19 protein-coding genes are annotated in these 20,783 nt (G+C 68.9%); 11 read left to right on the top strand and 8 right to left on the bottom strand.

Annotation, left to right across the window (positions count from 1 at the left end; all coding sequences use genetic code 11):
* Positions 1-63: 63 nt before the first annotated feature.
* Genes QTH87_RS01110 through QTH87_RS01100 form a run of 3 tightly spaced genes read left to right on the top strand, consistent with a single transcriptional unit; the run spans position 64 to position 3,959 of the window.
* Positions 64-1,782, top strand: a complete 1,719-nt coding sequence (locus QTH87_RS01110; protein ID WP_286606186.1) for an acyl-CoA dehydrogenase family protein — start codon at positions 64-66, stop codon at positions 1,780-1,782.
* A gap of 50 nt (positions 1,783-1,832) precedes the next feature.
* Positions 1,833-2,816, top strand: coding sequence for a Bug family tripartite tricarboxylate transporter substrate binding protein (locus tag QTH87_RS01105; RefSeq protein ID WP_286606185.1), 984 nt, complete (start codon positions 1,833-1,835; stop codon positions 2,814-2,816).
* Between the two features lie 21 nt (positions 2,817-2,837).
* Positions 2,838-3,959 (top strand): CaiB/BaiF CoA transferase family protein, encoded by a 1,122-nt coding sequence (locus tag QTH87_RS01100; RefSeq protein WP_286606184.1) that lies wholly within the window; start codon positions 2,838-2,840, stop codon positions 3,957-3,959.
* 12 nt (positions 3,960-3,971) lie between these two features.
* Here the strand turns inward: QTH87_RS01100 and QTH87_RS01095 are convergent, their stop codons facing one another.
* From QTH87_RS01095 to QTH87_RS01070, 6 genes are all read right to left on the bottom strand, one after another.
* Entirely contained in the window at positions 3,972-4,436 is a 465-nt protein-coding gene (locus tag QTH87_RS01095) for an EVE domain-containing protein (protein WP_286606183.1), read from the bottom strand.
* A gap of 26 nt (positions 4,437-4,462) precedes the next feature.
* Positions 4,463-6,505, bottom strand: coding sequence for a molecular chaperone HtpG (gene htpG, locus QTH87_RS01090; protein ID WP_286606182.1), 2,043 nt, complete (start codon positions 6,503-6,505; stop codon positions 4,463-4,465).
* Positions 6,506-6,621: 116 nt separating this feature from the next.
* Positions 6,622-7,650, bottom strand: coding sequence for an ABC transporter substrate-binding protein (locus QTH87_RS01085; RefSeq protein ID WP_286606181.1), 1,029 nt, complete (start codon positions 7,648-7,650; stop codon positions 6,622-6,624).
* Between the two features lie 45 nt (positions 7,651-7,695).
* The gene (locus tag QTH87_RS01080; protein WP_286606180.1) at positions 7,696-9,081 is read right to left on the bottom strand and encodes a sensor histidine kinase; all 1,386 of its coding nucleotides are present in this window, start codon (positions 9,079-9,081) and stop codon (positions 7,696-7,698) included.
* The gene (locus QTH87_RS01075; protein ID WP_286606179.1) at positions 9,078-9,737 is read right to left on the bottom strand and encodes a response regulator; all 660 of its coding nucleotides are present in this window, start codon (positions 9,735-9,737) and stop codon (positions 9,078-9,080) included. The genes QTH87_RS01080 and QTH87_RS01075 overlap by 4 nt, the downstream gene beginning before the upstream one ends.
* A gap of 115 nt (positions 9,738-9,852) precedes the next feature.
* Complete coding sequence (locus QTH87_RS01070) at positions 9,853-10,623, bottom strand: pseudouridine synthase (RefSeq protein WP_286606178.1); 771 nt, start codon at positions 10,621-10,623, stop codon at positions 9,853-9,855.
* A gap of 150 nt (positions 10,624-10,773) precedes the next feature.
* Between QTH87_RS01070 and QTH87_RS01065 the strand changes: the two genes are divergently transcribed.
* Together QTH87_RS01065 and QTH87_RS01060 are read left to right on the top strand one after the other, a co-directional pair.
* Positions 10,774-11,040, top strand: a complete 267-nt coding sequence (locus QTH87_RS01065) for a hypothetical protein (RefSeq protein WP_286606177.1) — start codon at positions 10,774-10,776, stop codon at positions 11,038-11,040.
* Positions 11,041-11,165: 125 nt separating this feature from the next.
* Complete coding sequence (locus QTH87_RS01060) at positions 11,166-12,140, top strand: Bug family tripartite tricarboxylate transporter substrate binding protein (protein ID WP_286606176.1); 975 nt, start codon at positions 11,166-11,168, stop codon at positions 12,138-12,140.
* A gap of 21 nt (positions 12,141-12,161) precedes the next feature.
* Here the strand turns inward: QTH87_RS01060 and QTH87_RS01055 are convergent, their stop codons facing one another.
* Positions 12,162-12,920 carry an SDR family NAD(P)-dependent oxidoreductase gene (locus tag QTH87_RS01055; RefSeq protein ID WP_286606175.1) on the bottom strand — a complete coding sequence of 253 codons (759 nt, stop codon included), beginning with the start codon at positions 12,918-12,920 and terminating at the stop codon, positions 12,162-12,164.
* 122 nt (positions 12,921-13,042) lie between these two features.
* Here QTH87_RS01055 and QTH87_RS01050 point away from each other — a divergent pair, with 122 nt between their 5' ends.
* On the top strand, positions 13,043-13,663 hold the full coding sequence (locus tag QTH87_RS01050; protein WP_286606174.1) for an SOS response-associated peptidase family protein: 621 nt from the start codon (positions 13,043-13,045) through the stop codon (positions 13,661-13,663).
* A 9-nt stretch (positions 13,664-13,672) separates the two neighbouring features.
* On the opposite strand, the gene QTH87_RS01045 is transcribed toward QTH87_RS01050, so the two are convergent.
* On the bottom strand, positions 13,673-14,413 hold the full coding sequence (locus QTH87_RS01045; protein ID WP_286606173.1) for a Crp/Fnr family transcriptional regulator: 741 nt from the start codon (positions 14,411-14,413) through the stop codon (positions 13,673-13,675).
* A gap of 82 nt (positions 14,414-14,495) precedes the next feature.
* Here QTH87_RS01045 and QTH87_RS01040 point away from each other — a divergent pair, with 82 nt between their 5' ends.
* The 5 genes from QTH87_RS01040 to QTH87_RS01020 all read left to right on the top strand — a co-directional run bounded on the left by QTH87_RS01040 (position 14,496) and on the right by QTH87_RS01020 (position 20,773).
* A complete protein-coding gene (locus tag QTH87_RS01040; protein ID WP_286606172.1) occupies positions 14,496-16,439 on the top strand; it encodes an AMP-dependent synthetase/ligase in 1,944 nt (647 codons plus the stop codon).
* The gene (locus QTH87_RS01035; protein WP_286606171.1) at positions 16,436-17,221 is read left to right on the top strand and encodes an ABC transporter ATP-binding protein; all 786 of its coding nucleotides are present in this window, start codon (positions 16,436-16,438) and stop codon (positions 17,219-17,221) included. Before QTH87_RS01040 ends, QTH87_RS01035 begins: the two co-directional genes overlap by 4 nt.
* An 89-nt stretch (positions 17,222-17,310) precedes the next feature.
* Complete coding sequence (locus tag QTH87_RS01030) at positions 17,311-18,240, top strand: branched-chain amino acid ABC transporter permease (RefSeq protein WP_286606170.1); 930 nt, start codon at positions 17,311-17,313, stop codon at positions 18,238-18,240.
* A 97-nt stretch (positions 18,241-18,337) separates the two neighbouring features.
* Positions 18,338-19,402 carry a branched-chain amino acid ABC transporter permease gene (locus tag QTH87_RS01025; protein WP_286606169.1) on the top strand — a complete coding sequence of 355 codons (1,065 nt, stop codon included), beginning with the start codon at positions 18,338-18,340 and terminating at the stop codon, positions 19,400-19,402.
* A gap of 45 nt (positions 19,403-19,447) precedes the next feature.
* A complete protein-coding gene (locus tag QTH87_RS01020; RefSeq protein ID WP_286606168.1) occupies positions 19,448-20,773 on the top strand; it encodes an ABC transporter substrate-binding protein in 1,326 nt (441 codons plus the stop codon).
* Positions 20,774-20,783: the final 10 nt, after the last annotated feature.

The following is a 20,783-nucleotide window of genomic DNA, read 5'->3' as shown; positions in this document are numbered from 1 at the left end:
AGATCTGATATTGGACAGCAATCGTCCGGCGGGCAAAGATGCGACCGCCCAAGGAGACAAGCCATGCCCATCCCCGCAGCGCAGAGCGCAACCAGCGCCGCCCACCCCGTGCCCGATCGCCACGGCCAGAACCTGTTCAGCACCGACACCGAGCTGCACCGCCTGCTCGCGCTGTATCTGCCGGCCGACCTGCTGCAGCATCTGCGGCCCCACTTCGAGCGGCTCGGCGCGCTGGCCGGCGGACCGCTCGACGAGCTGGCCCGGACCGCCGACCGGAACCCGCCCGTGCTGTCGCTGCGCACGCGCACCGGCATCGACGACCAGCGCATCCTCAAGCACCCGGCCTACGTCGAGATGGAGCGCCTCGCGCTGAGCGAGTTCGGCCTGGCCGCGATGTCGCACCGCGACGAAACGCTGGGCTGGAAGGGCAAGATGCCGCCGCTGGTCAAGTACGTGCTGACCTACCTGTTCGTCCAGGCCGAGTTCGGCCTCTGCTGCCCGGTCTCGATGACCGATTCGCTCGCACGCACGCTGCGCAGGTACGGCAGCCCCGAACTCGTGGCGCGCGTGCTGCCGCGCTTCCAGTCGCTCGACTTCGACACGCTGGCCCAGGGCGCGATGTTCATGACCGAACAGGCGGCCGGTTCCGACATCGCGGCCACCGTCACGCGGGCGCGCCTGGACGAGACCGGCCAGTGGCGCCTCGAAGGCGACAAGTGGTTCTGCTCGAACCCCGACGCCGACTTCGCCATGGTGCTGGCGCGGGCCGACGACGCACCTGCAGGGATGAAAGGCGTCTCGCTGTTCCTCTTGCCCAGGCAGCTCGACGACGGCAGCCACAACCACTACCGCATCCTGCGCCTGAAGGACAAGCTCGGCACCCGCTCCATGGCCAGCGGCGAGATCCGCCTCGAGGGGGCGATCGCCTACCTGGTCGGCGAAGCGGGCCGCGGGTTCCAGCAGATGGCCGACATGGTCAACAACTCGCGGCTGTCGAACGGCGTGCGCTCGGCCGGCCTCATGCGCCGGGCACTGGCCGAGGCCGAATACGTCGCCGCCGAGCGCCGTGCCTTCGGCCGTCGACTGGCCGACATGCCGCTCATGCAGCGCCAGCTGCAGAAGCTGCGCCTGCCGGCCGAGCAGGCCCGCACCATGGTGTTCCAGACCGCGGCCACGCTGGCGCGCTCGGACGCCGGCGAGGACGGCGCCTACGCGCTGCTGCGCATCCTCACGCCGCTCATCAAGTTCCGCGCCTGCCGCGATGCCCGCAAGGTCACGGGCGACGCGATGGAAGTGCGCGGCGGCTGCGGCTACATCGAGGAATGGTCCGACCCGCGGCTGGTGCGCGATGCGCACCTCGGCTCGATCTGGGAAGGCACCAGCAACATCGTCGCGCTCGATGTCATCCGCGCGATCAAGCGTGAACAGTCGCTGCCCGCGCTGCAGGCGCACTTCGGCGACCTGATCGATCAGGCCGGACTCGCGCCGGCCTTCGCCACCGCGCTGCGCGAGGCGCTCGGGCGCGCCGCCGAGCTGGCGACGACCGCGGCCGCCGAGGGCGGCGACCTGCTGGCACGGCAGGCGGCTTCCTCGCTCTACCACTGTTGCAGCGCGATCGCGATGGCCTGGGAAGGTGCACGCGGCGGCTCCGCCGATCGCATCGAGTGGGCGCAGCTGGTGCTGCTGCACCGCGTGCTGCCGCGCGATCCGCTGACTGCGCAAGTCGTGCCGGCCGCCTGGCAGATGCAGCCAGGCACCGAGATCGAGACGGTCGCCGCCTGAGCGGCCACCACCACGGACAAGACAGACACGAAGAAACCAGGAGACAAGACATGAAATCGCTCAAGACCATCCTGCTCGCCGGCTGTGCGGGCGCCCTGCTGCTGCTGCCCGCCCTGTCGGCGGCACAACAGGCCTTCCCGACCAAGCCGATCTCGCTGATCGTGCCCTTCCCGCCAGGCGGCCCGACCGACGCCATGGCCCGCACGCTCGCGGCCGAGGTCCGCGACGCACTGGGACAACCCGTGATCGTCGACAACCGCGCCGGCGCCGGCGGCAACATCGGTGCCGACCTGGTGGCGCGCGCCGAGGCCGACGGCCATACGCTGATGTTCGGCACCTCGGGCCCGCTCGCGATCAACAGCAGCCTCTACCGCAAGATCGGCTACGACCCTGTGAAGAGCTTCGCGCCCGTGATCCAGATCGGCTACCTGCCCAATATCCTGGTGGTCAATCCCTCGGTGCCCGCGAAGGACGTGCGCGAACTCATCGCCTACGCCAAGGCCAACCCGGGCAAGCTCAGCTATGCCTCGTCGGGCAACGGCGCCTCGTCGCATCTCGCGGGCGTGCTGTTCAACGGCATCGCCGGCACCGACTTCCAGCACATCCCGTACAAGGGCACCGGCCCCGCGCTCAACGATCTGCTGGGTGGCCAGGTATCGATGAGCTTCACCGACGTGCTCACCGCCCTGCCCTACGTCAAGGCCGGCAAGCTGCGCGCGCTCGGCATCGCGACCGCGCAGCGTTCGCAGGCCCTGCCCGAGCTTGCGACGCTGGCGGAGCAGGGCGTGACCGGCTACGACGTGAGCGTCTTCTTCGGCATCGTGGCGCCGGCCGGCACGCCGCCGGCCACGGTCGCGAAGCTCAACAAGGCCTTCGCCGATGCCCTCGCGAGCCCCAAGGTGAGGCAGCTCTTTGCCTCGCAGGGCCTCGAACAGGCGCCCGACAGCTCGCCGCAGCAACTGGGTCGCTTCATCGCCTCCGAGACCGCGAAGTGGAAAGAGGTCGTGAAGAAGTCGGGCGCGCAGCTCGACTGAAGCCACCGGAAGGAGACCGCCATGAACCCGACCCCCAACACCGGCGCCCTCGCGGGCATCCGCGTCCTCGACATCTCGCGCATCCTGGGCGGCCCCTACTGCGGCCAGATCCTCGGCGACCACGGTGCCGACGTGCTCAAGGTCGAGCCGCCGCAGGGCGACGACACGCGCACCTGGGGCCCGCCGTTCAAGGAGGGCGTGGCCTCCTACTACCACGGGCTCAACCGCAACAAGCGCACGATGGCGCTCGACCTCGCGAGCGCCGAAGGGCGCGAAGCCCTGCTCGCGCTGGTGGCCGAGGCCGACGTGCTGATCGAGAACTTCAAGACCGGGACGATGGAGCGCTGGGGCATAGGCTACGAAGAGCTGTCCAGACGCTTCCCGCGGCTGGTGTGGTGCCGCGTGTCGGGCTTCGGCGCCGACGGCCCGCTCGGTGCGCTGCCGGGCTACGACGCCGCGGTACAGGCCATGACCGGCATCATGAGCATCAACGGCGAGGCCGAGGGGGGACCGCTGCGCGTCGGCCTGCCGGTGGTCGACATGGTGACCGGACTCAACGCCGTGATCGGCGTGCTGCTCGCGTTGCAGGAGCGCCACCGCAGCGGCCGCGGCCAGTTCGTGGAAGCCGCGCTCTACGACAGCGGCCTGTCGCTGCTGCATCCGCACGCGGCCAACTGGTTCCTCGACGGCCGGGCGCCACGGCGCACAGGCAACGCTCATCCGAACATCTATCCCTACGACGCGCTCGCCACCGGCACCGATCCGATCTTTCTCGCGGTCGGCAACGACCGCCAGTTCGCAAGCTTCTGCCGCACGATCGGGCTGCCCGAGCTCGCCGACGATCCGCTCTACCGCGACGCCGGTTCCCGCTCGGTCAACCGCGATGCACTCAAGCAGCGGCTCGAGGCCCGCCTCGCGGGCTTCGACGGCCGCCAACTGGTCGAGCAGCTCATGGCGGCAGGCGTGCCGGCGGCACCGGTGCTGTCGGTCGACGCGGCGCTCGCGCATCCGCACACGGCGCATCGCGAGATGGTCGTCGAGATGGAAGGCGGCTACCGCGGGATCGGCGCGCCCGTGAAGCTCGGCCGCACACCGGCCAGCTACCGATTCGCGCCGCTCACGGCCGGCGACGACTTCCTCTAGCGAGGCCGGGCTTCAGGCCAGCAGGCCCTCGGTGATGAAGCGCCAATGCGCCTCGTCCACCGGCGTGATCGACAGCCGGTTGCCGCGCCGCAGCACCAGCATGTCGGCCAGCTCGGGGGTGGCGCGAAGCTCGGGCAGCGAGAGCAGACGCGTCTTGCGCAGGGCCTGCACGTCGAGCAGCAGCCAGCGCGGCGCCTCGGGCTTCGATGCGGCGTCGAAATACGGCGACTTCGGATCGAACTGGGTCGGGTCGGCACGCGTGCCCGAGGCCACGCGCGCGATGCCGACGATGCCGGGCTCTGGGCAGCTCGAGTGATAGAACAGCACGCCGTCGCCGACCTGCATGGCGTCGCGCATGAAGTTGCGTGCCTGGTAGCTGCGCACGCCGGTCCAGGGCACGGTCGACTTCGGCGCGGCGAGGGCATCGTCGATCGAGCATTCGTCGGGTTCGGATTTCATGAGCCAGTAGCCGGTCATGTCCTCGTCCTCCGAAGCGCTTTTGATCAGACCAGCAGCGCGTTCACGCGACGCACATAGGCCGCCGGGTCGGCCGGCAGGCCGCCTTCGGCCAGCAGCGCCTGGTCGAACAGGATGTTGGCGAGGTCGTCGAAGTGCGCCGAGCCTTCCAGCTTCCTCACCAAGGGATGCTCGGCGTTGACCTCGAGCACGGGCTTCAGGTCGGGCGCCGGCTGGCCGGCCTGCTTGAGCATGCGCGCGAGCTGCGTACTCATGCCGCCGTCCTGAACCACGAGGCAGGCCGGCGAATCGACCAGGCGCGTCGTGACACGCACGTCCTCGGCCTTGTCCTTGAGGGCTTCCTTGAGGCGCTCCAGCAGCGGCTTGAACGATTCGGCAGCCTCTTCGGCGGCCTTCTTCTCCGACTCGTCCTGCAGCTTGCCGAGGTCGACCGCGCCCTTGGCCACGCTCTGCAGCGGCGTGCCGTCGAACTCGGTCAGGTAGTTGAGCGCCCATTCGTCGACGCGGTCGGTCATGAGCAGCACCTCGATGCCCTTCTTCTTGAAGATCTCGAGCTGCGGGCTGTTCTTGGCGGCGGCGAGCGTGTCGGCCGTGATGTAGTAGATCGCGTCCTGTCCTTCCTTCATGCGCGACTTGTAGTCGGCAAAGCTCACGCTCACGGTGTCGCTGGTGCTGGAGGCGAAGCGCAGCAGCTTCGCGATGCGGTCGCGGTTGCCGAAGTCCTCGCCCAGGCCTTCCTTGAGCACCGAGCCGAACTCGGCATAGAACTTCGCGTACTTGCCCGATTCGTCGGTGTAGCCTGCGGCGGCCTCTGCGGCCGGGGTCGCGTCGGCGGCCTTCTTGTCGACCACGTCGGTGACGCCCTCGGTCGGCTCGGGCGCCGGCACCGACTCGCCGGAGCCGACGTCGATCTTGCCCTCGCCGCTTTCGGCGGCGGTCTTCTGTTTCTTCGCCAGGTCTTCCAGCATGCCGAGCACGCGCTTGGTGCTGCCTTCGCGGATCGCCTTCACGTCGCGGCTTTCCTGCAGCAGCTCGCGGCTCACGTTGAGCGGCAGGTCGGCCGAGTCGATCACGCCCTTGACGAAGCGCAGGTAGCTCGGCAGCAGCGCTTCGGCGTCGTCCATGATGAAGACGCGCTTGACGTAGAGCTTGACGCCGGCGCCCTTGTCGCGGTTCCACAGGTCCATCGGCGCCTTGGCCGGGACGTAGAGCAGTTGCGTGTACTCGGTGTTGCCCTCGACGCGGTTGTGGCTCCAGGCCAGCGGCGCCTCGAAGTCGTGGCTGATGTTCTTGTAGAAGTCGACGTACTGCTCGTCGCTGATGTCCTTCTTGGCCCGGCTCCAGAGCGCGTTGGCCTTGTTGACCGGCTCCCACTCGCCGGTCTTGACCATGGCGCCGCCCTTGTCGTCCTCGCCTTCCTTCCACTCTTCCTTCTCCATGAGGATCGGCAGCGAGATGTGGTCGGAGTACTTGCCGATGATCGACTTGAGCTTCCAGGCGTTGAGGTATTCGTCGGCGTCGTCTCGCAGGTGCAGCGTGACGCTGGTGCCGCGCTCGGCGCGCGTGATGGTGTCGACCTCGAAGTCGCCGGCACCGGTGCTGGCCCAGCGCACGCCCTGGTCGGCCGGCAGGCCGGCGCGGCGCGACTCGACCGTGATGCGGTCGGCCACGATGAAGCCCGAGTAGAAGCCGACGCCGAACTGGCCGATCAGCTGCGCGTCGGCCTTCTGGTCGCCCGAGAGCCGGCTCATGAATTCCTTGGTGCCGCTCTTGGCGATGGTGCCGAGGTTGTCGATGGCTTCCTGCTCGCTGAGGCCGATGCCGGTGTCGGTGATGGTCAGGGTCTTGGCGGCGGCATCGAAGGCGACGCGCACTTCGAGCCTGGGCTGGTCCTCGAACAGCGCGGGCTGGTCGATGGCCTCGAAGCGCAGCTTGTCGCAGGCGTCCGACGCATTCGAGATCAGCTCGCGCAGGAAGATCTCCTTGTTCGAGTAGAGCGAATGCGTGACCAGGTGCAGCAGCTGGGCGACTTCGGCCTGGAACGGGAGTTTGGTCTTGGAGGTGGTCATGGCACGAGAGGAATGCAGGGAAAAAAGCTCGCCGTCGGCGAACATTCGACTTTACAAGACCTGGGGCTGGCCGTCGCTTTCGCAAGGGCCGGGCGTTCCGAAACCCTGCCGGCGGCTCAGCGCGGCTGCGACTCGACCTCGCGCGTCCAGCGGTCGATCAGCCGCTTGCGCTCGGCCGCCTGGCCGTACTTCTCGAAGTCGTACTTGATCAGCTTGACGCCGTCCATCGACGGAATGCGAGGGTCGGGCTTGAATGTCTTGTTGGCCGGCGACTGCAGGCTGCCGGCGGTGGCGCCGATCGCCTGTCCGGCCGGGCTCATGAGCCAGTCGTAGTAGCGCTGGGCGTTGGCCTTGTTGCGGGCACCCTTCACCAGCGCGATGCCGCCGATCTCGTAGCCCGTGCCTTCGCAGGGCGCGATGCTCCTGACCGGGTACTTGTCGTGGCGCCACTTGTCGAAGCCGAAGATGAAGCTGATGCCGACCGCGACTTCGCCCTTGGCCACGTTGGGCGCCTGGGCCTGGCCGCTGCGCGTGTAGGCGATCGTGTTCCGATGCAGCTTCTTCAGGTAGTCGAAGGCCGCGTCCTCGCCCATCATCTGGACCAGGCCGGCGACGATGGTGTAGCCCGTGCCGCTGGTGGCCGGATGCGACATCTCCACCTCGCCCTTGTAGCCCGGCTTGATCAGGTCGGCCCAGCAGCGCGGTTCGGGCAGCCCCTTCTTCTTGAGCACCTCGGTGTTGAAGCCGAAGCCCATGGCACTGGTGTAGAAGCCGCCCACCATGTTCTGCGACATCGCGTACTGGCGCACCGACCAGTCGTGCAGGTCGTTGATGTAGGCCGGCCGGTAGGGGTCGAGCAGCCCTTCGCCGGCCGCCTGCAGGAAGGGATCGCCGGTGCCGCCCCACCAGATGTCGGTCTTCGGGTTGGCGGCCTCGGCGCGCAGCTGCGCACCGATCTCGCCGGTGCCCTTGTGGGCCTGCTGCACGCGGATGCCGGTGGCGCGGCTGAACGCAGCCGCCGCCGCCTCGCACCAGCCGGCGTCGGTGCTGCACAGCGCATTGACGGTGCCCTGCTGGGCCTGCGCGGCCAGCGCTGCCGTGCCGAGTGCAGTGCTGGCGACGAGACGAATCAGGAAGCGGTGCATGAGGTCTCCGGCTGTGAGGCGAAGGCGCAGGATAGCGCCGCCCGCTCAGTTCGCGCGCGGCAGATGCACCCGCGCCACCAGGCCGCTGCGGTCGCTGCGGTTGGCGAGTTCGATCCGCATGCCGTGGCGCTGCGCGGCCGCCTGCGCGATCGCGAGGCCCAGGCCGCTGCCGCCCGCGGGCGAGCCGGCGACCCGGTAGAAGCGGTCGAAGAGGCGGTCGAGCTGGTCGGGCGGGACGCCGGGGCCGTCGTCCACCACGTCGACCACCGCGAGCCCGTCGACCACGTGCAGCCGCACGTCGACCACGCCGCCCTCGGACGCGTAGCGCACCGCGTTGTCGATCAGGTTGTCGAACACGCTGCGCAGTTCGGCCGGCGGCGCATTGACCCAGGGCGAGACCCGGCCCTCGAAGCCGACGTCGACCCGCCGCTGGTCGGCCAGCACCATGAGCTGGCCGACGCTGTCGCGCAGCAAGGCCGAGATGTCCACCGGGCCACGGGCGCCGCCGCTGCCGCTGCCGGCCGCGGGCGCATCCTGGCGCGACAGGCGCAGCAGCTGCTCGATCAGGTGCTGCGCCCGGCGCACGCCGCCCTCGAGCTGGGCGAAGCGGTCGGCAGCGTCGCCGCTCGGCACGTGGGCGCGCAGGTTGTCGATCTGCAGCCCGATCGCGGCCATCGGCGTGCGCAGCTCGTGCGCGGCGTCCTGCATGAAGCGGCGCTGGGTCGACAGCGCATCGCGCAGCCGCCCGAGCAGGGTGTTGAAGGCCGCGACCAGCGGCGCCAGCTCCTCGGGCACGCGCGCCACGGGCAGGCCGTGCGGGCTGGCCTCGTCCTGCGCCGCCACCTCGCGCGCAACTTCGCGCAGCGAACGGCTGGCGCCCGCGACGATGAACCACAGCAGCAGCAGCGTGACCGGCAGCAGCAGCAGGATCGGCAGGCTCTCGAACAGCGCGCGGCGCACGATCCGCTGGTGCCGGAAGCGGTCGCTCTGGATCACCTGGACCTGCGGCGTGTCGGCGCCGCCGCCGGGATCGCGTGGCGCGGTGTAGACGCGCCATCCCTCGCCTGCGCCTGCGCCTGTGTCCGAGCGGAGTTCGACGAAGCCCGCGCCCGGCTGCAGCGGCACGGCGAAGGCCGGCGACGAGCTGGCCAGCAGCGCAGCGCCGTCGCCACGCCAGATCTGGACCACGAAGGCGCCGCGCTGCAGCACGTCGTCGGCGCTCACGGCCTGCAATGCCGAAAGCCGCTGCGGAGAAGCGATGTGCGACTCGGCAACCAGGCGCATCTGGTCGTCCATGAAGCCGTTCACGAGCCGGCCGTAGGCGACGTAGGAAAACCAGGCGGTGGCCGCGATCGCCACCAGGTTCAGCGCCGCCAGCGAGACCAGCAAGCGGCTGCGCAACGAGCGCGGGCGCCAGCCTGCCAATGTCACGCCGGCACGACCCGCCAGCCGAGGCCGCGCACGTTGCGGATCGCCTCGGCGCCGAGCTTGCGCCGCATGCCGTGGATCAGCACGTCGATCGCGTTGCTCGTCACCTCGTCGCCCCAGCCGTAGATGCGCTCCTCGAGCTGCTCGCGCGAGAGGATGGCGCCGGGCCGCTCGAGCAGCGCGTGCAGCAGCGCGAACTCACGCGCGGTGAGCACCTCCCGCACCCCGTTGACGATCACGTCGCGGGTCGTGAGGTCGAGCTGCAGCGCGGCGGTGCCGATCACCGAATGGGCAGCGCCGTCGCGCCGCCTCACCACGGCGCGCATGCGCGCGAGCAGCTCGCGCAGCTCGAAGGGCTTGTGCAGGTAGTCGTCGGCGCCGAGGTCCAGCGTCGCGATGCGGTCGTCGAGGCCGCCACGCGCGGTCAGCACCAGCACCGGCGTCGCGTCCCCGCGCTGGCGCGCCCGCCGCAGCACCTCGGTGCCGTCCTGCTTGGGCAGGCCGAGGTCGAGCAGCACGCAGGTGTAGCCGCCATCGGCCAGCGCGCTCTGCGCCAGCAGGCCGTCGCGCACCCAGTCGACCGACCAGCCCGCGCCGCCGAGCGCGTGGGCCAGGCTCGCGCCGATCATTTCGTCGTCTTCCACCAGCAATGCGCGCACGGGGTCTCCTGGGTCGGGTCCGACGGCAAGGCTACGCCCGATTTCTTAGCCCTGCATGAGCAATCTAGGGCATGTGAACGCTAATTCCGGGTCCCGGACATAGAGTTCACGGGCCCTAGAACCGCTCGTGCGGCCCCAGGTAGCGCCAGGCGCCGACCGGCAGGTTGCCGAGCACCACGTTGCCGATGCGGATGCGCTTCAGGCCCACCACCTTGAGCCCGACCTGCTCGCACATGCGGCGGATCTGGCGCTTCTTGCCCTCGGTGAGGATGAAGCGCAGCTGCTCGGGGTTCTGCCAGTCGACCCGGGCCGGCTTGAGCGGCTGGCCGTCGAGGCTCAGTCCGTGGCGCAGCCGGGCCAGCTCCTCGCGCGGGAAGGCGGCCTGCGAGTTCTGCGCCACCGGGCCGTAGGAGACGCGCACCAGGTATTCCTTCTCGATGCCGGAATCCTCGCCGATCAGCTGGCGAGCCACGCGGCCGTCCTGCGTCAGCACCAGCAGGCCCACCGAATCGATGTCGAGCCGGCCGGCCGGCGCCAGGCCGCGCAGCTGCGGCGGCGAGAAGCGGTTGCGGCTCGGGTCCTCGCGCCAGTGGGTGCGCGGGTTGATCAGCACCACCGCCGGCTCGTGGCCGTCCTCGGCCTGGCCGCTCACGTAGCCCATCGGCTTGTGCAGCAGGATCGTGACCTGCTGCTGCTGCTGGTTCTGCGCCTTGCGGTCGACCTCGATGCGGTCCGCGGGCAGCACCTTGACGCCCATCTCGGCCACCCGGCCGTTGACCTTGACCCAGCCCTGTGCGATCCAGTCGTCGGCCTCGCGGCGCGAGCAGAGGCCGAGCTCGGCCATGCGCTTGTTGAGACGGGAGGGTTCGGCGGCGGTGTCGGGCATCGGAGCATTTTCCGCCATCCGAGGCGGCCCTTTGTCACGCAAGCGGGCGCTGTTTCAAACCCCCGGGCCGGCGCGTGAATTCGTTGCTGTGCGCCCGGCCGCCCGAGGCATACAACCAGCCGCATGGACTGACGCCAAGGAAGGACCGCCATGAACCCCGATGCCATCGCACTGATCGTCGACGAGCCGATCGCCGGCCACTTCTACTGGGTGCTGCAGAAGCAGGACGGCTCCGATTGCCGCCCCGTGGATGCGGCGCCGGGCCCGATGCCGAGCTACGGCGCGGCCATGATGGCCGGCATCGCGGCCCTGCAGCGTCGTGCCGATGCGCGCGGCTGCACGGACGGCAGCGCCGCGCCGACGGTCACCGTGCGCATCGATCCGCGACAGGACTTCGGGCCCGCGACGATCCATTGAGCGCCGGCTGCGTCTGCTTCGGCGACGACGGCCATCTCGAAGCGCGAACGCTCGCCACCGGGGCTTGCGGCACACTGGCGGCGCTAGCGCGCCGCAACCGGCGGCGCCGAACGAAGAGACACCCCATGATCCGCAAGCTGCTCACCCTCGCCGCCCTGGCGCTGGCCTTCACGGCCGCGCATGCCCAGCCCCAGGCCCAGCCCTTCCCCACCAAGCCGATCCGCCTGATCGTGCCGTTCCCGCCCGGTGGCGGCACCGACATCCTGTCGCGGCTGGTGGCCAGCAAGCTCACCGAGGTCAGCAAGTGGACCGTGGTGCCCGACAACCGCGCCGGCGCGGGCGGCACCATCGGCATCGCCGAAGCCGTGCGCGCGGCGCCGACCGGCTACGACATGGTGATGGGCCAGAAGGACAACATGGTCGTCGCCCCCTGGCTCTACAAGAACCTGAGCTACGAACCGACACGCGATCTCGCGGCCGCGGCCCACGTGGCCTATACGCCGGTGGTGATCGTCACGCGCGCCGACTCGAAGTTCAAGACGCTGGCCGACGTGGTCGCGGCCGCGCGCGCGGCGCCCGATGCGATCACCTACGGCTCGCCGGGCAACGGCACGACGATCCACCTGGCCGGCGAGATCTTCAAGAGCGCGGCCAACATCAAGATCCGCCACGTGCCGTACAAGGGCTCGAACGCCGCGATGATGGACGTGCTGGCCGGCAACGTCGACCTCATGGTGTCGTCGCTGCCGTCGGCCATGGCGCAAATCCAGGCCGGCAAGCTGCGTCCGCTTGCCGTCACCTCGGCCCGCCGCAGCAGCTCGATGCCCGACGTGCCGACCGTGGCCGAATCGGGCTACAAGGACTTCGACGTCAGCACCTGGTACGGCCTCTTCATGCCGGCCGGCACGCCGAAGGAGATCGTGGCGACCGTCAACGCCGAGGTGAACAGGCTGCTCGCGACGCCCGAGATGAAGGCCGCGATCGTGGCCCAGGGCGCGGAGCCGCAGGCCATGACGCCCGATCAGCTGCAGACGCTGCTCAAGAACGACTATCTCAAGTGGAAGACCATCGTCCAGGCCAGCGGCGCGGTGATCGAGTAACCCCCCAGGTCGCCGGCGCCTTCAGTCCCGGATGTCGGCGACGGGGTTGACGCCGTAGTCGGCCCGCTGCAGGTAGGCAAGGATCTTGGCGGCTGCCGCCGAGGGCGAATCGAGCAGGCCCTCGCTCTTGAACTTCTCGAAGCGGGCACGGTCCGGGAACATGTCCGCCTCGGCGCCGCGCAGCTCCACCTGCATGTCGGTGTCGATGATGCCGGGCGCCAGCGAGACGATGCGGGCCCCGTTGGCAGCCAGCTTCTCCTCGAGCGCGACCGCGCGCGAGAAGTGATCCATGCCGGCCTTGGCGGCGCAGTAAGGCGCCTGGCTGCCCATGGCGTTGCGACCCAGGCCCGACGAGATGTTGAGCACCTTGCGTTGCGCGCGCCAGCCCTTGGTGGCGCCGAGGAAGGCGCTGGTCAGAAGCATCGGCGCCTCGAGGCCCACGCGCAGCGCCTGGGCGAGTTCGCTCGCCACGGCCTCGGACAGGGGACGAGGGCGACCCACCGTTCCCGCGTTGTTGATCAGCGAGGCCTGCGCGATGGAGGCAGCGTCCTGCTCCGCGAGCCAGGCTTCGAGCCGCGCCGCGGCCGGCACCGGGTCGGACAGGTCGAGCTGCCACTGCAGCAGTTCGGCGCCGGCGGCGCGGGCGCGCCCGGCCAGCGCCTCGTCGCTGCGGCGCGAGATGCACAGCAGGCGCTGGCCCGGCTGCAGCAGCTGTTCGGCCATGGCGCGGCCGAGTCCGCGCGAGGCGCCCGTGATGATGGTGAGGCTGGAAAGAGTCATGGCTGGGTTTGGTGCGTGATTTCGTGAGCTATGGCGCACCGCGGGCCTGGTTCGACCCGCGACGGTGCTTCCAATGGTATCGACCCCTGTCTAGAATCGGCCCGCTTTCACAAGATCCGGCCATGCCCACCCACTACCAGGCTGCAAGCGATCCGAACCATTTCGCCCAGCGCTTTGGTATCGCCTTCAACCCGAACGGAGCCATCGTCCGACCGGGCGAGCAGGGGCTGTTCGTGCGGCGTCCACGGGCCGATGGGCCCACCACGGGCTCGGTGGTCCGCTACCAGATCGCGCCGGGCCGCTGGGGCCTGATTCCGCTGTTCAGCAAGGACGGCCTGGACGCCAACACCTTCGAGGCGCGCGGCGAGAGCGCTGCCTCCGAGCGCAACTTCTACCAGCCCTGGAAACGCGGCCACCGCTGCGTGGTGCTGGCCGACTCGCTGTTCCAGGCCGGCGAGAGCGATGGCACGACCGTGCGCGTATCGCGCGTCGATGGCCAGCCGCTCGCGCTCGCGGGCCTCTGGAACGGCTGGCGCTCGCCGAGCGGCGAATGCGTCGAGAGCTTTGCACTGCTGACCTTCGCCCTGCCCGGCCATCCCGAGCGGCGCCGCACCGCGATCCTGCGCGATGCCTGGATCGACGACTGGCTCCAGTGCCCGGTCGAGGAAACCGCGGCCTATCTGCGCCCCTACGCCGACGACAAGCTGCTGCGGCGCGCGTTGCCGGCCGATGCCGCGGCTTGAGCGCCTGCGCTACCGCCCCTCCTTGCCAGCCGACCCGCTGGTACGCAGCGCCCCCAGATCGATCACCCTCAGCCCGCCGTATTCGACGCGGATCGCGCCCTGCGCCTGCAGCGTGCGCAGCGCCTCGTTCACGCGCTGGCGCGAAAGCCCGATCAGGTAGGCCAGTTCCTGCTGAGTGATGCGCAGCAGTTCGCCCACGCCCGGAAACAGCACCGGGTTGAACAGCGCCGCCAGGTTGCGCGCCACGCGCACGTCGGGATCGTTCAGGCGGTCGGTCTCGCGCGCCGCGATGAACTGGCCGAGCCGCTCGTTGAGCTGGTTCATGACGAAGCGGTTGAAACCGATCGAGTGGTCCAGCAGCCAGTGGAACTCGTCGATCGGCAGGCCCGCCACCACGCTGCGTCGCAGCGCCTGGATGTTGTAGCGGTAGGGCTCGCGCTTGAGCGCCGTGCCCTCGCCGAACCAGCCGCCCGGCGGCAGTCCGCTGTAGGTCATCGAGGTGCCGTCGGCGTTGTCGTTGCTCATCTTGAGCAGGCCCTCCACCACGCCGAACCAGAAGGTAGGCGGTCGCCCGATGCGGCAGACCAGGTCGCCGGGCTCGGCCTCGCCGACCACCACCGCAGCCGCCGCCCGCCGGCGCTCGGAAGGTGTCAGCCGCAGCAGCCAGGGCACGTTGTCCAGCTCGCTGTCGGTGGCGGCGCGCACGCGATCGCGGATCGAGGAGCCGGGGCGTTCGCGGCCGAGAAGCATCGGGAAACTCCGGGGAGTGATGACCCTAGGATTGTCGTCGTAACGACAACCTGACGTCAAAGCTGGTCCTACAGTCCGCGACGTGCAGACCCCATCGAACACCTTTCCCCGCCTGCTTCTCGCCCATGCCGCCGAGCGCGCAGGCGCGCCGGCGATTCGCGAGAAGGACCTCGGCATCTGGCAGACCTGGAGCTGGGGCGAGGTTGCCCGCGAGGTGCGCGAGCTGGCCTGCGGGCTGGCCAGCCTGGGCTTCGAGGCCGGCCAGAACCTGGCGATCGTCGGCGCCAACCGGCCGCATCTGTACATGGCGGTGGTGGCGGCGCAGTGCCTGCGCGGCGTGCCGGTGCCCCTCTACCAGGACGCGGTGGCGGCCGAGATGGTGTTCATGCTGCAGGACGCCGGCATCGAGTTCGTGATCGCCGAGGACCAGGAGCAGGTCGACAAGCTGCTCGAATGCCGCGAGACCGCGCCGGCGATCCGCCACATCGTCTACGACGACCCGCGCGGGCTGCGCCACTACACGCAACCGGGCCTGATCGGCTACGACAAGCTGCGCGAACTGGGTCGCGACTGGGACGCTGCCAACCCGGGCGCCTTCGATCGCAGTGTCGCCGCGGGCGAGCCCGGCGACGTCGCCGTGATCCTCTATACCTCGGGCACCACGGGCCGGCCCAAGGGCGTGTGCCAGACCCATGCGAGCTTCATCGCCGCAGGCCGCGGCGGCGTCGAGACCGACCGCCTCGGCCCGGGCGACGACATCATGAGCTACCTGCCGATGGCCTGGGTCGGCGACCACCTGTTCTCGGTGGCGCAGTGGCTGGTCGGCGGCTTCACGCTCAACTGCCCCGAGTCGGCCGAGACCGTGATGAACGACATGCGCGAGATCGGACCGAGCTACTACTTCGGGCCGCCGCGCACCTTCGAGGGCCTGCTGACCGCGGTCTCGATCCGGATGGAGGACGCGGCCGCGCCCAAGCGCTGGCTCTATGCGAAGTTCATGGCGCTGGCACGGCGCGTGGGTGCCGACATCCTGAACGGTGCGCCGGTCGGCCTGGCGGATCGCCTGCTCTACGGCCTCGGCGACCTCGTGATCTACGGGCCGCTGCGCAACGTGCTGGGAATGAGCCGCATCCGCGTGGCCTACACCGCGGGCGCGGCGATCGGGCCCGACCTGTTCCGCTTCTATCGCTCGATCGGCGTCAACCTGAAGCAGTTCTACGGCCAGACCGAGACCTGCGCCTACGTCTGCCTGCAGCAGGACGGCAAGGTCAAGCTGCAGACCGTGGGCAGCGCGGCACCGGGCATCGAGCTCAAGATCGCGGCCGACGGCGAGGTGCTGGTGCGCGGCGTCTCGGTGCTCAAGGAATACTACAAGCGCCCCGACGCCACGGCCGAGGTGCTCGACGCCGACGGCTACTTCCACACGGGCGATGCCGGCGTGATCGACGCCGAAGGGCACCTGCGCATCATCGACCGGGCCAAGGACGTCGGCCGCATGCACAACGGCGCGATGTTCGCGCCCAACTACATCGAGAACAAGCTCAAGTTCTTCCCGCAGATCAAGGAAGCCGTGTGCTTCGGCCACGAGCGCGACGAGGTCTGCGCCTTCGTCAACATCGACTTCGAGGCCGTGGGCAACTGGGCCGAACGGCGCGGGCTGGCCTATGGCGGCTATGTCGACCTGGCGGGCAAGCCCGAGGTGCTGGCGCTGGTGGCCGAATGCCTCGCGCAGGTGAATGCCGACCTCGCCACCGAGGAAGGCATGGCCGACACGCAGATCGCCCGCTTCCTCGTGCTGCACAAGGAGCTCGATCCCGACGACGACGAACTCACGCGCACGCGCAAGGTGCGGCGCGGCTTCGTCGCCGACAAGTACGCGGTGCTGATCGAGGCGCTCTACGGCGGCCGGCGCGAGCAGTTCATCGAGACCCAGGTCAAGTTCGAGGACGGTCGCAGCGGCGTCGTCAGCGCGACGCTGGCGATCGTCGATGCCAGGCGCTTTCCTCCCGTGAAGGTGGCGGCATGAGCGCGCGCAAGGCGGGTGACGTCATCCTCGACGTCCAGAACATCTCCCTGAGCTTCGGCGGCGTGAAGGCGCTCACCGACATCAGCTTCAACGTGCGCGAGCACGAGGTGCGCGCGATCATCGGACCCAACGGCGCCGGCAAGAGCTCGATGCTCAACTGCATCAACGGCGTCTACCAGCCGCAGCAGGGCTCGATCACCTTCCGCGGCCAGACCTTCAAGCACATGAACTCGCGCCAGGTGGCCGAGATGGGCGTGGCGCGGACCTTCCAGAACCTGGCGCTGTTCAAGGGCATGAGCGTGCTCGACAACATCATGACCGGGCGCAACCTCAAGATGAAGAGCGGACTGCTCGCGCAGGCCGTGCGCTTCGGACCGGCCGCGCGCGAGGAGATCGCGCAGCGCGAGTTCGTCGAGCGCATCATCGACTTCCTCGAGATCCAGCTGCATCGCAAGACACCCGTCGGCCGCCTCCCCTATGGGCTGCAGAAGCGCGTCGACCTGGGTCGCGCGCTGGCGATGGAGCCGCAGGTGCTGCTGCTCGACGAGCCGATGGCCGGCATGAACGTGGAGGAAAAGCAGGACATGAGCCGCTTCATCCTCGACGTCAACGACGAGTTCGGTACCACCATCGTGCTGATCGAGCACGACATGGGCGTGGTGATGGACATCTCCGACCGCGTGGTGGTGCTCGACTACGGCAAGAAGATCGGCGACGGCACGCCCGACGAGGTTCGCAACAACGAGGACGTGATCCGGGCTTACCTGGGCGTCGAACATTGATATGACCCCCCACGCTCATCACTTCGTGTATTCGCTGCCCCCTGAGGGGGCGCAGGCCTCCCTTGGGGCGGTCCGGCGGGAGGCCTGACATGGGCTTCTTCCTCGAAACCGTCTTCGGCGGCCTCATGGCCGGCATGCTCTATGCGCTGGTGGCGATCGGCTTCGTGCTGATCTTCAAGGCCTCCGGCGTCTTCAATTTCGCGCAGGGCGCGATGGTGCTGTTCGCGGCGCTCACCATGGCGCGCTTCGCCGAGTGGATTCCGCGCTGGACCGGCCTCGAAAGCAAGCTGCTGGTCAACCTGCTCGCGGTCTGCGTGGCCGCCGCGGCGATGGTGCTGGTGGCCTGGCTGGTCGAGCGGCTGGTGCTGCGCCACCTGGTAAACCAGGAGGGCATCACGCTGCTGATGGCGACGCTCGGCATCAGCTATTTCCTCGACGGCGCGGGCCAGCTGCTGTTCGGCAGCAGCACCTACAAGATCGACGTCGGCATGCCCAAGGACCCGATGATCGTGCTGGAGAACACCTTCCAGGGTGGCCTGCTGCTGAGCCGCGAGGACCTCTACGCGGCGGCCGCAGCGGCGCTGCTGGTGGTGCTGCTGTCGCTGTTCTTCCAGAAGACCAAGACCGGGCGCGCGCTGCGTGCGGTGGCCGACGACCACCAGGCGGCGCAATCGATCGGCATTCCGCTGGCCCGCATCTGGGTCATCGTGTGGTCGATCGGCGGCCTGGTGGCGCTGGTGGCCGGGATCATCTGGGGCTCCAAGCTCGGCGTGCAGTATTCGATCTCGCTGGTGGCGCTCAAGGCCTTCCCGGTGGTGATCCTCGGCGGCCTCACTTCGGTGCCGGGCGCCATCCTGGGCGGCCTGATCATCGGCGTCGGCGAGAAGCTCTCGGAGATCTACATCGGCCCGATGGTCGGCGGTGGCATCGAGAACTGGTTCGCCTACGTGCTGGCCCTCGCCTTCCTGCTGGTGCGGCCGCAAGGCCTCTTCGGCGACAAGATCATCGACCGCGTCTAGAAAATGAAAATCCCCCACGCTCATCGCTTCGCGTATCGCTGCCCCCCGAGGGGGCGCTCAGTGCCCTCCGGGCGGCCGAGCGGGCACTGACACGACCATGTTCTACCGCGAGAACGGCCAGTTCAAGGCCACCTACAAGAGCGACCTGCAGATCTTCCCGGTCGCGCAGGACCGCTTCGCGATCGGATTGCTGGCGCTCGTCGCCTTCGTCGCCGTGCCCATGCTGGCCAGCGACTACCTGTTCCGCGCCGTGCTGGTGCCGTTCCTGATCCTGTCGCTGGCGGCCATCGGCCTCAACATCCTGGTGGGCTACTGCGGCCAGATCTCGCTCGGCACCGGCGCCTTCATGGCGGTCGGCGCGTACGCGGCCTTCAATCTCAACGTGCGCATCGACGGCATGCCGCTGCTGCTCTCGCTGATCGGCGGCGGCCTCTGCGCGATGGTGTTCGGCATCCTGTTCGGCATCCCGAGCCTGCGCATCCGGGGCCTCTACCTTGCGGTGGCGACGCTGGCGGCGCAGTTCTTCGTCGACTGGTTCACCAATCGCGTGGCCTGGGTCACGAACGGCTCCTCGTCGGGCTCGGTCAGCGTCTCGGCGCTGCACCTGTTCGGACTCCCGCTCGACACGCCGGTGCGTCGGTACCTGCTGTGCCTGTCGCTGCTGGTGCTGTTCGGGCTGATGGCCAAGAACCTGGTGCGCGGCGCCATCGGCCGCGAATGGATGGCGATGCGCGACATGGACGTCGCCGCCGCGGTGATCGGCATCCGTCCGGTCTACGCCAAGCTCAGCGCCTTCGCAGTGAGTTCCTTCATCGTCGGCGTGGCCGGCGCGCTGTGGGGCTTCGTGCACCTGGGCGCCTGGGAGCCGGCCGCCTTCGGCATCGACAAGTCGTTCCAGCTGCTGTTCATGGTGATCATCGGCGGCCTGGGCTCGATCGTCGGCGCGGTGTTCGGCGCCGCCTTCATCGTGCTGCTGCCGCTGCTGCTGAACTTCGTGCCGCACTGGCTGGGCCTCGCGATCTCGACCGGCACCGCGAGCTTCCTCGAGCACATGATCTTCGGCGCACTGATCGTCTTCTTCCTGATCGTGGAGCCGCACGGCCTCGCCGCCCTGTGGTCCACCGCGCGCCAGAAGCTGCGGCTCTGGCCCTTCCCGCACTGAGCACCTTTCCCGACCCGTTCACCACTCGACAACAGGAGACAAAGCATGAAGTTCCAGTCCATTGCTCTCGCGGCGGCCATCGCGGCTGCCGGGCTTTCGTCCGCGATGCTGCCGGCGCCCGCCCAGGCCCAGGCCGCAGGCGAGCAGTTCATCCCGTTGCTGGTCTATCGCACGGGGCAGTTCGCGCCACTCGGCATTCCCTGGGCCGACGGCAAGCAGGACTACCTGAAGCTCATCAACGCGCGCGACGGCGGCGTCAACGGCGTCAAGCTGGCCTACGAGGAATGCGAGACCGCCTACGACGCGGCCAAGGGCGTGGAATGCTACGACCGCCTCAAGGCCAAGGGCACGGGCGCCTCGGGCTTCGATCCGCAATCGACCGGCATCACCTTCGCGGTGACCGACAAGGCCTTCAACGACAAGGTCACGATCGAGACCATGGGCTACGGCCTGTCGCAGTCGGTCGACGGCACGGTGTTCGAATGGAACTTCCCGCTACTCGGCACCTACTGGACCGCCACCGACGTGATCCTGCAGGACATCGCCAAGAAGGAGAAGGGCAGCCTCAAGGGCAAGAAGATCGCGCTGGTCTATCACGACTCGCCCTATGGCAAGGAGCCTATCCTGCTGCTGCAGAAGCTCGCGGCGCAGGAAGGCTTCGACCTCTCGCTGTTCCCCGTCACGCCACCCGGCGTCGAGCAGAAGTCGACCTGGCTGCAGATCCGCCAGCAGAAGCCCGACTACGTGCTGTTCTGGAGCGCCGGCGTGATGACCCCGGCCGGCATCCGCGAGGCCCAGGCCAGCGGCTTCCCGCGCGACAAGATGTACTCGGTCTGGTGGGCCGGCTCCGATCACGACGTGCGTGACATCGGCGAAGGCGCCAAGGGCTACAACACCGTGACGATCCACAACAGCGCCTCGAAGGACAAGGTGCACGAGGATCTGAAGAAGTTCGTCTACGACAAGGGCCAGGGCACGGCCGCCAACGCGAACGAGATCGGCGTCATGGCCCACACGCGCGGCATGATGATCTCGATGCTGCAGGTGGAGGCGATCCGCGCGGCGCAGGAGAAGTTCGGCAAGGGCAAGACCCTCACGCCCGAGCAGGTGCGCTGGGGCTTCGAGAACCTCGACCTCTCGGCCGACAAGCTCAAGGCGCTGGGCTTCGGCGAGATCATGCGGCCGGTCAAGACCTCGTGCAGCAACCACATGGGCACCGACTGGGCGCGCATCGCGCAGTGGGACGGATCCAAGTGGGTGGTGCAGCCCGACTGGTACCAGGCGCGCAAGGCCAACCTCGATCCGCTGGTGGCCGAGTACTCGGCCAAGTACGCCAAGGACAAGAACATCAAGCCGCGCAGCTGCAGCTGATCGTTCAAAG

The organism is Variovorax jilinensis (assembly GCF_030316885.1).
Classification (GTDB): Bacteria; Pseudomonadota; Gammaproteobacteria; order Burkholderiales; family Burkholderiaceae_C; genus Variovorax; species Variovorax jilinensis.
This window is presented reverse-complemented; position numbering and strand designations above follow the sequence as displayed.

Excerpts from the sequence above, each read along its gene's own strand:
- QTH87_RS01110 (WP_286606186.1), top strand. The coding sequence starts at position 64 with ATGCCCATCCCCGCAGCGCAGAGCGCAACCAGCGCCGCCCACCCCGTG.
- QTH87_RS01105 (WP_286606185.1), top strand. The coding sequence starts at position 1,833 with ATGAAATCGCTCAAGACCATCCTGCTCGCCGGCTGTGCGGGCGCCCTG.
- QTH87_RS01100 (WP_286606184.1), top strand. The coding sequence starts at position 2,838 with ATGAACCCGACCCCCAACACCGGCGCCCTCGCGGGCATCCGCGTCCTC.
- QTH87_RS01095 (WP_286606183.1), bottom strand. The coding sequence starts at position 4,436 with ATGACCGGCTACTGGCTCATGAAATCCGAACCCGACGAATGCTCGATC.
- htpG (WP_286606182.1), bottom strand. The coding sequence starts at position 6,505 with ATGACCACCTCCAAGACCAAACTCCCGTTCCAGGCCGAAGTCGCCCAG.
- QTH87_RS01085 (WP_286606181.1), bottom strand. The coding sequence starts at position 7,650 with ATGCACCGCTTCCTGATTCGTCTCGTCGCCAGCACTGCACTCGGCACG.
- QTH87_RS01070 (WP_286606178.1), bottom strand. The coding sequence starts at position 10,623 with ATGCCCGACACCGCCGCCGAACCCTCCCGTCTCAACAAGCGCATGGCC.
- QTH87_RS01065 (WP_286606177.1), top strand. The coding sequence starts at position 10,774 with ATGAACCCCGATGCCATCGCACTGATCGTCGACGAGCCGATCGCCGGC.
- QTH87_RS01060 (WP_286606176.1), top strand. The coding sequence starts at position 11,166 with ATGATCCGCAAGCTGCTCACCCTCGCCGCCCTGGCGCTGGCCTTCACG.
- QTH87_RS01055 (WP_286606175.1), bottom strand. The coding sequence starts at position 12,920 with ATGACTCTTTCCAGCCTCACCATCATCACGGGCGCCTCGCGCGGACTC.
- QTH87_RS01050 (WP_286606174.1), top strand. The coding sequence starts at position 13,043 with ATGCCCACCCACTACCAGGCTGCAAGCGATCCGAACCATTTCGCCCAG.
- QTH87_RS01045 (WP_286606173.1), bottom strand. The coding sequence starts at position 14,413 with ATGCTTCTCGGCCGCGAACGCCCCGGCTCCTCGATCCGCGATCGCGTG.
- QTH87_RS01035 (WP_286606171.1), top strand. The coding sequence starts at position 16,436 with ATGAGCGCGCGCAAGGCGGGTGACGTCATCCTCGACGTCCAGAACATC.
- QTH87_RS01030 (WP_286606170.1), top strand. The coding sequence starts at position 17,311 with ATGGGCTTCTTCCTCGAAACCGTCTTCGGCGGCCTCATGGCCGGCATG.
- QTH87_RS01025 (WP_286606169.1), top strand. The coding sequence starts at position 18,338 with ATGTTCTACCGCGAGAACGGCCAGTTCAAGGCCACCTACAAGAGCGAC.
- QTH87_RS01020 (WP_286606168.1), top strand. The coding sequence starts at position 19,448 with ATGAAGTTCCAGTCCATTGCTCTCGCGGCGGCCATCGCGGCTGCCGGG.